Origin of the sequence: Corynebacterium sp. HMSC074C04 (assembly GCF_001838295.1) — a bacterium.
Classification (GTDB): Bacteria; Actinomycetota; Actinomycetes; order Mycobacteriales; family Mycobacteriaceae; genus Corynebacterium; species Corynebacterium amycolatum.
Genome location: NZ_KV836272.1, coordinates 391,057 through 396,507 on the forward strand (window position 1 = coordinate 391,057; position 5,451 = coordinate 396,507).

Annotated in this window: 7 protein-coding genes; all 7 read right to left on the reverse strand. The window is 56.9% G+C overall.

What is annotated here, in order from left to right; genetic code table 11:
• A partial coding sequence (locus tag HMPREF3011_RS11405; RefSeq protein ID WP_246821442.1) for an ATP-binding protein occupies positions 1-910 on the reverse strand: 910 nt, incomplete at its 3' end.
• Positions 911-1,333 carry a YraN family protein gene (locus HMPREF3011_RS06110; protein ID WP_052155602.1) on the reverse strand — a complete coding sequence of 141 codons (423 nt, stop codon included), beginning with the start codon at positions 1,331-1,333 and terminating at the stop codon, positions 911-913.
• Between the two features lie 210 nt (positions 1,334-1,543).
• Positions 1,544-1,846 carry a DUF2469 domain-containing protein gene (locus tag HMPREF3011_RS06115; RefSeq protein WP_005509529.1) on the reverse strand — a complete coding sequence of 101 codons (303 nt, stop codon included), beginning with the start codon at positions 1,844-1,846 and terminating at the stop codon, positions 1,544-1,546.
• 54 nt (positions 1,847-1,900) lie between these two features.
• On the reverse strand, positions 1,901-2,620 hold the full coding sequence (locus HMPREF3011_RS06120) for a ribonuclease HII (protein WP_080972877.1): 720 nt from the start codon (positions 2,618-2,620) through the stop codon (positions 1,901-1,903).
• On the reverse strand, positions 2,595-3,392 hold the full coding sequence (lepB, locus tag HMPREF3011_RS06125; RefSeq protein ID WP_038628662.1) for a signal peptidase I: 798 nt from the start codon (positions 3,390-3,392) through the stop codon (positions 2,595-2,597). Before lepB ends, HMPREF3011_RS06120 begins: the two co-directional genes overlap by 26 nt.
• 74 nt (positions 3,393-3,466) lie before the next feature.
• Positions 3,467-3,808 (reverse strand): 50S ribosomal protein L19, encoded by a 342-nt coding sequence (gene rplS, locus HMPREF3011_RS06130; RefSeq protein WP_038628660.1) that lies wholly within the window; start codon positions 3,806-3,808, stop codon positions 3,467-3,469.
• Positions 3,809-3,947: 139 nt separating this feature from the next.
• Entirely contained in the window at positions 3,948-5,351 is a 1,404-nt protein-coding gene (locus HMPREF3011_RS06135) for an HNH endonuclease signature motif containing protein (protein WP_222867216.1), read from the reverse strand.
• Positions 5,352-5,451 lie beyond the last annotated feature (100 nt).

Consider the following 5,451-nt stretch of genomic DNA (forward strand, 5'->3'; position numbering starts at 1 on the left):
AAAAGAGCACCCCATGGTGGGCAAGGCTAAGCGCGCCGGGCTTGGGCACGGCACCACCTCCGACTAGCGCTGCCACAGTGGCGCTGTGATGTGGAGCCACAAAAGGCGGATGCTGGACAAGCGTGTCCCTATTATCGAGCGCTCCGGCCACCGAATGCAGCGCGGTAACCTCCAGCTGCTGCCACTTCTGCAATGGTGGCAGAATTGTGGGCAAACGCTCAGCAAGCATGGACTTGCCAGTTCCCGGAGAACCCTGCATGAACAGATTGTGCCCACCTGCTGCGGCTACCTCGAGAGCGAAGCGCGCTTCAGATTGACCATCGACATCGGCTAGGTCTACCGAAAAGGTTTGTTCGCTGGGGTCGTCGTTAAGCGCGGTCCTCAAACCCGATCCGGTGAGCACCCAACCCCATAGCTGTGTGAGGTCAGCTGCGGTACAGACTGCGATGCCGTCGACAAGCGCGGCTTCGGCGGCGTTGGCGGCGGGGACGATAACCCAACGGGCTCCAGCTTCGCGGGCGGCAAGGACCTGCGGTAGCACCCCTAGCACCGGCCGAATGGAACCGTCGAGCCCGAGTTCGCCAATGAGAACCGTCTGACGGAGGCGACCGCGTGCCTCCATGTCATCGTTGGTTGCGATAAGGATGGCGCAGACGATGGCGAGATCAAAGCTGGTGCCGTGCTTGCGGATATGCGCCGGCGACAAACTCACAACGACTTTTGTCTTCGGCCAGAGCAGTTGTGAGTTGGCAACTGCCGTGCGCACGCGATGCTTGGCTTCTCCGACGGCGGCATCGCCGAGCCCACCGATATACATTCCTGGCAAGCCACGCCCAACGTCAGCTTCGACCTGCACAATTGTTCCCTCAATGCCACTGAGGCTGACCGCAAGGGCTGTACCGACAGTCATCTAGCAGTCCCACATGATTCCGTCGCAGATTGCGGGAATGTACGTAACCGCTACGACCGGAGGACTGGATGAAGGGCTGGATACGGTGACTTCTGCGCAGTCGATAATTACGGCATCTAACCAGTAGGTGGAGCTTTCTGACAGCCACCGTGCCGCTGCTTTGCGCAAATGACGAATCTTGGCTGCTGTGATTGCCTCTCTGCCGTCCCCAAACTGACTACTTCGCGAACTGCGCCGCGTTTTTACTTCCACAAAATGCAGCCGGCCGTCGACGTCTTCAGCAATAAGATCGAGCTCATAGCGCCCGACGCGTTCATTCCGAGCAATAACTTCCCACCCCTGATCCTCCAACATCTCAGCGACGAAATCCTCCCCGAACGCGCCGAGCTGTCTTGTAGTCAGTTCTTCGAAGTCCTGTGTCATAGCCCCGGTCCCCCTGGTTCCCCATTGAATTCTTCTTTGGCTATTTGCTGCCTAGACTTTTGCCGCCTTGGCGGTTCGGAAACACTCTTGCACAGCGGGCATGACAAAGGCCTTCCGATAGATGCTCGGAAGGCCCTAACTGTGGATAATTTTTCGACTGTGGATAACTGTTAGCAGCTAGCTATACCAAGAGATGAGAAGCTATAAAAGCTACGGCAGTCGTAGGTCAGGCTTATCCAGTTCCTCGATATTGACGTCCTTGAAAGTGATGACGCGCACGTAGCGGACAAATCGTGCCGGGCGGTGGACATCCCACACCCAGGCGTCCGACATCCGCAGCTCGAAGTAGACCTCGTTTTCGCTGTTGTGCGGGATTAGCTCCACAGCGTTGGCAAGGTAGAACCTACGCTCCGTCTCAACAACGTAGGAAAACTGACTAACGACATCGCGGAACTCCTTGTACAGAGATAGTTCAACGTCGGCCTCGTAGTTTTCTAGATCTTCTGCGCTCACGACCGCGACGGCTCCTTCGAGTGTTTACATGTTGCTCTTTTTGTACATGTTGGTCTATTCGGGGTGCTCAAGATACTCCGCGTGCGCCAAGCGCACATTGCGGTATGACCACCGATGTTCCGGGGTCGCGCCATGGCGCGAAATCGCTTCCATATGCGATGCCGTGCCGTAGCCCTTATGCCCCGCCAGACCATAGTCCGGATACTTCTCCGATAGGTCAACCATAATGCGGTCGCGGGTGACTTTGGCTAAGACACTCGCAGCAGCAATACATCGGCAAGCGGAATCACCGCCAATCACGGGCAAATAGGGTGCCGTGAAGCCGGACACCTTGAGTGCGTCGGTAAGCACGTAGCCAGGACGCTGCCCCAACCCGGCTACCGCGCGGCGCATTCCAGTGACATTCGCGTCCTGGATGCCGAATTGGTCGATGTAGGACGCGGGGATCGTCGTCACGCAAAAAGCGGTGGCGAAGCGTTGGATGAGCGGAAAGAGCCGTTCGCGTGCGGCCGGCGTGAGCTTTTTAGAATCGGTGAGCTTATCCAGTTCTGCGATAGGGCGTTCGGGAAGGCAGCAGGCGGCGATAACTATCGGGCCTGCACAGGCGCCGCGGCCAGCTTCGTCGACCCCAGCTACAGGTCCAAAGCCGCGCTTTGCCAGCGCGACTTCCATCGTGCGCGCCTGCTTCAACCTCCGTAGTTTCGGCGCCGGCAGCGCCAGCAGACTGGGCAGGCTAGTTGTGCTGGATTTAGTTGTGCTGGATGTCCGGATCATCGACGCCACCGATTCGGTTAAACGGCAGAATGATTGCCTGCACCTTGCCGACGACGTTATCCAGCGGCACAGTACCCTGCAGCTCGTCACCCATGTGATAGCGAGAGTCCGCAGAGTTGGTGCGGTTGTCGCCCATGACCCACAGATGCCCCTCCGGCACTGTTATCGGCCCGAAGTACGGGCCACCACACTGCTCTGAGCCAAGATTATCCACCACCGGCTTGTCTGCCGGAGTTTTAATGAAATCCTGGTCTGTCATCTTGCCGTCTACCATGATGCCGGGATCTCCTGGGCGGCACTGCACAGTCTGACCACCCGTGGCAATCACACGCTTGACCAACGCATTTTCATCCGGTGCAACAAGGCCAATCCAGGACCCAACCGTCTGCAGCGAGTTCGCCACCAGGTTAGTTGAACGCTGTGACACGTAGTTACTATTCCAGGACTCCGGGCCATTAAAGACAACAACATCGCCGGGCTTGGGATCTGAGAACTGGTAGGAAACCTTATCCACCCAAATGCGGTCACCAGTGCACCCCGCACAACCGTTGAGCGTCGGCTGCATCGACTCAGATGGGATCACGTAGACGCGGCCGATAAAGGACTGCACACCGGCACTGATGAGCAGGGCAATCACGATAATGATTGGAATCTCGATGTACCACGGAGTGTGCTTTTCAGGCTCCTCGCCAAGTTTCCGGAAGCCTTTCAAGCCATCAGTACGGTCTTCTTTTTGGCCGTCAGCCTGTTCGCGCGAATCGTCGTCGGTCATGGAAAAAGACTATACGCGATAGAAAAATCCCCACCGAGCTCAACACTCGATGGGGATTATTTTGCGCCAAAAGACTAGCGGCGCTCCTTGATGCGTGCAGCCTTACCGCGCAGGTTGCGCAGGTAGTACAGCTTCGCACGGCGAACGTCGCCCTTGAAGACAACGCGAATCTCATCGATATTCGGGGAGTGCACCGGGAAGGTACGCTCAACGCCGATACCGAAGGACATCTTGCGGACGGTGAAGGTCTCACGGATGCCGCCGCCCTGGCGACGGATAACGACGCCCTTGAAGACCTGAATACGCTCGGTCTTACCTTCAACAATCTTTACGTCGACCTCGACGGTGTCACCAGCGCGGAACTCCGGAATGTCGTCGCGCAGGTATGCTGCATCAACCTTGTCAAGAATGTTCATGGAAACTTATTCCTTTACTTTTTGCATAGACAGAGGACCCTGGCGGCGCTTTCCCACAGAGGGACGCTCGGCCGGTTCATGCCCGAAACAGGTAAAGCTGCCTATAAAGACAACCTGGAAATTATTACACACCCCCTGGTCAGAAACCAAACTCATCCATGCTCGGCGGGTCTTGCGGGTTGGGTGAATCAGTGTCGGGCGAGTCAGTGTCGGGCGAGTCAGTGTCTTCGCCCTTGCGTGCTTCCTCGACCAATTTCTGTGATTGCTCAATCAGCTCTTGGCGGTACTGGTTATATTCTTCCAGTGCCTGCGTCATCCGCAGACCGCGCTTGTCAAAGGTGTAGCGCCCATGTCCGGCGAGCGGCCCATCTTCCATGCTCACCGTCTTTTTGCCCGTGCTTGACGACGTCCAAAGTTCCACACCATCTCGATCCCGTGCAACATTCCACAGCCCAGCCGTTTTCATGTTGTGGTGTCGGCGACAGAGGCAGTGGAGGTTAGGAGTTTCTGTTGCCCCACCCTCGGCTGGGTTTTCCTTGTTGTAGGGCTCGATATGGTCAATGTCGCAGAATTCCGCTGGGACATCGCAGCCGGGGAAGCGGCATGTCCCGTCAAGGCCTTGGATGTACGCCCGCTGACTTTCGGTTGGGGTGTAGCCCTCCGCAGATTCGTCGGCAAGCAAGCGGATATGCGTAACCTTGTCAATCCACGCCTGCGTTGCCAACTGCGAAATCCACCCCACACCACCAAGCCAAGCCGTGCGCGGGCGTTCCTCGGTGGCGGGACAGTACAGGTTGAGAACGACCTTCGCCTCCGCGGTGCCACGGATGAGATGCGTTAGAGCTTCGACACGGGTACAGCCCGCCGAGGTTGAGATAGCTTGGAGAGTGGTCTTGAATTCGAGAGCGCGGGTCTTTTCCAGCTCCATGAAAACTTCCGCGAAGTTGTCGCCTTCTTCAAAACCGATGCTCTCCCCCACTATCTCGCGCTCACCGGCGGGAAGTAGCGGGTCAACGTCCCCCGGAAGATTTTTCGGACGCAGCTGGGGTTCAATTTGCTCGATTACCTGTTGCAAGAACTTGTGCAGACTACGAATTCCTCGGAGAACTTCACCTTGTCTGCGAGGAATAACAAAGCGCGCAATCTCTTCCTCTACGACCTCGCGCACCTCTGGGTTTTGCAGCGGCGCCGTTGCGCGGGCGATGGTGAGCAGATGCCGAAAAGGCAAGTGAGCACGAGCCTTGACGAAAGCACCCAGGCGAGGCATGAGGGCTAGCTGGATGCCGACCTCCACATACTCCAACGCTTTACCGCGGGCAATCCCCAGCTCAGGTGCAATCTCAGCAATGTAGGCATCCACATCTATTTCAAGCGACTGAGGCGCACAGCTCAAAGAAATATCCAGCTCTAGGCGATTGCGTTGAATCCCCGCTACGGCCAACGGATTAGTGGATGCCTCATGGAAAAACTGCGGCGCTTCAGGCAGCAAAGCCGCTTCGTACACATCGGACGGTCGGTTGGCTGGACTAATTTGATTAGACATTGTTCCCCCAAAAGCCCCAACACCGAGAAAACATGCTCAAACACTTCATGTTCTTGCTACCCCTATTTTAGCACTCCCGTTCGATTACGCAACCCTTTTT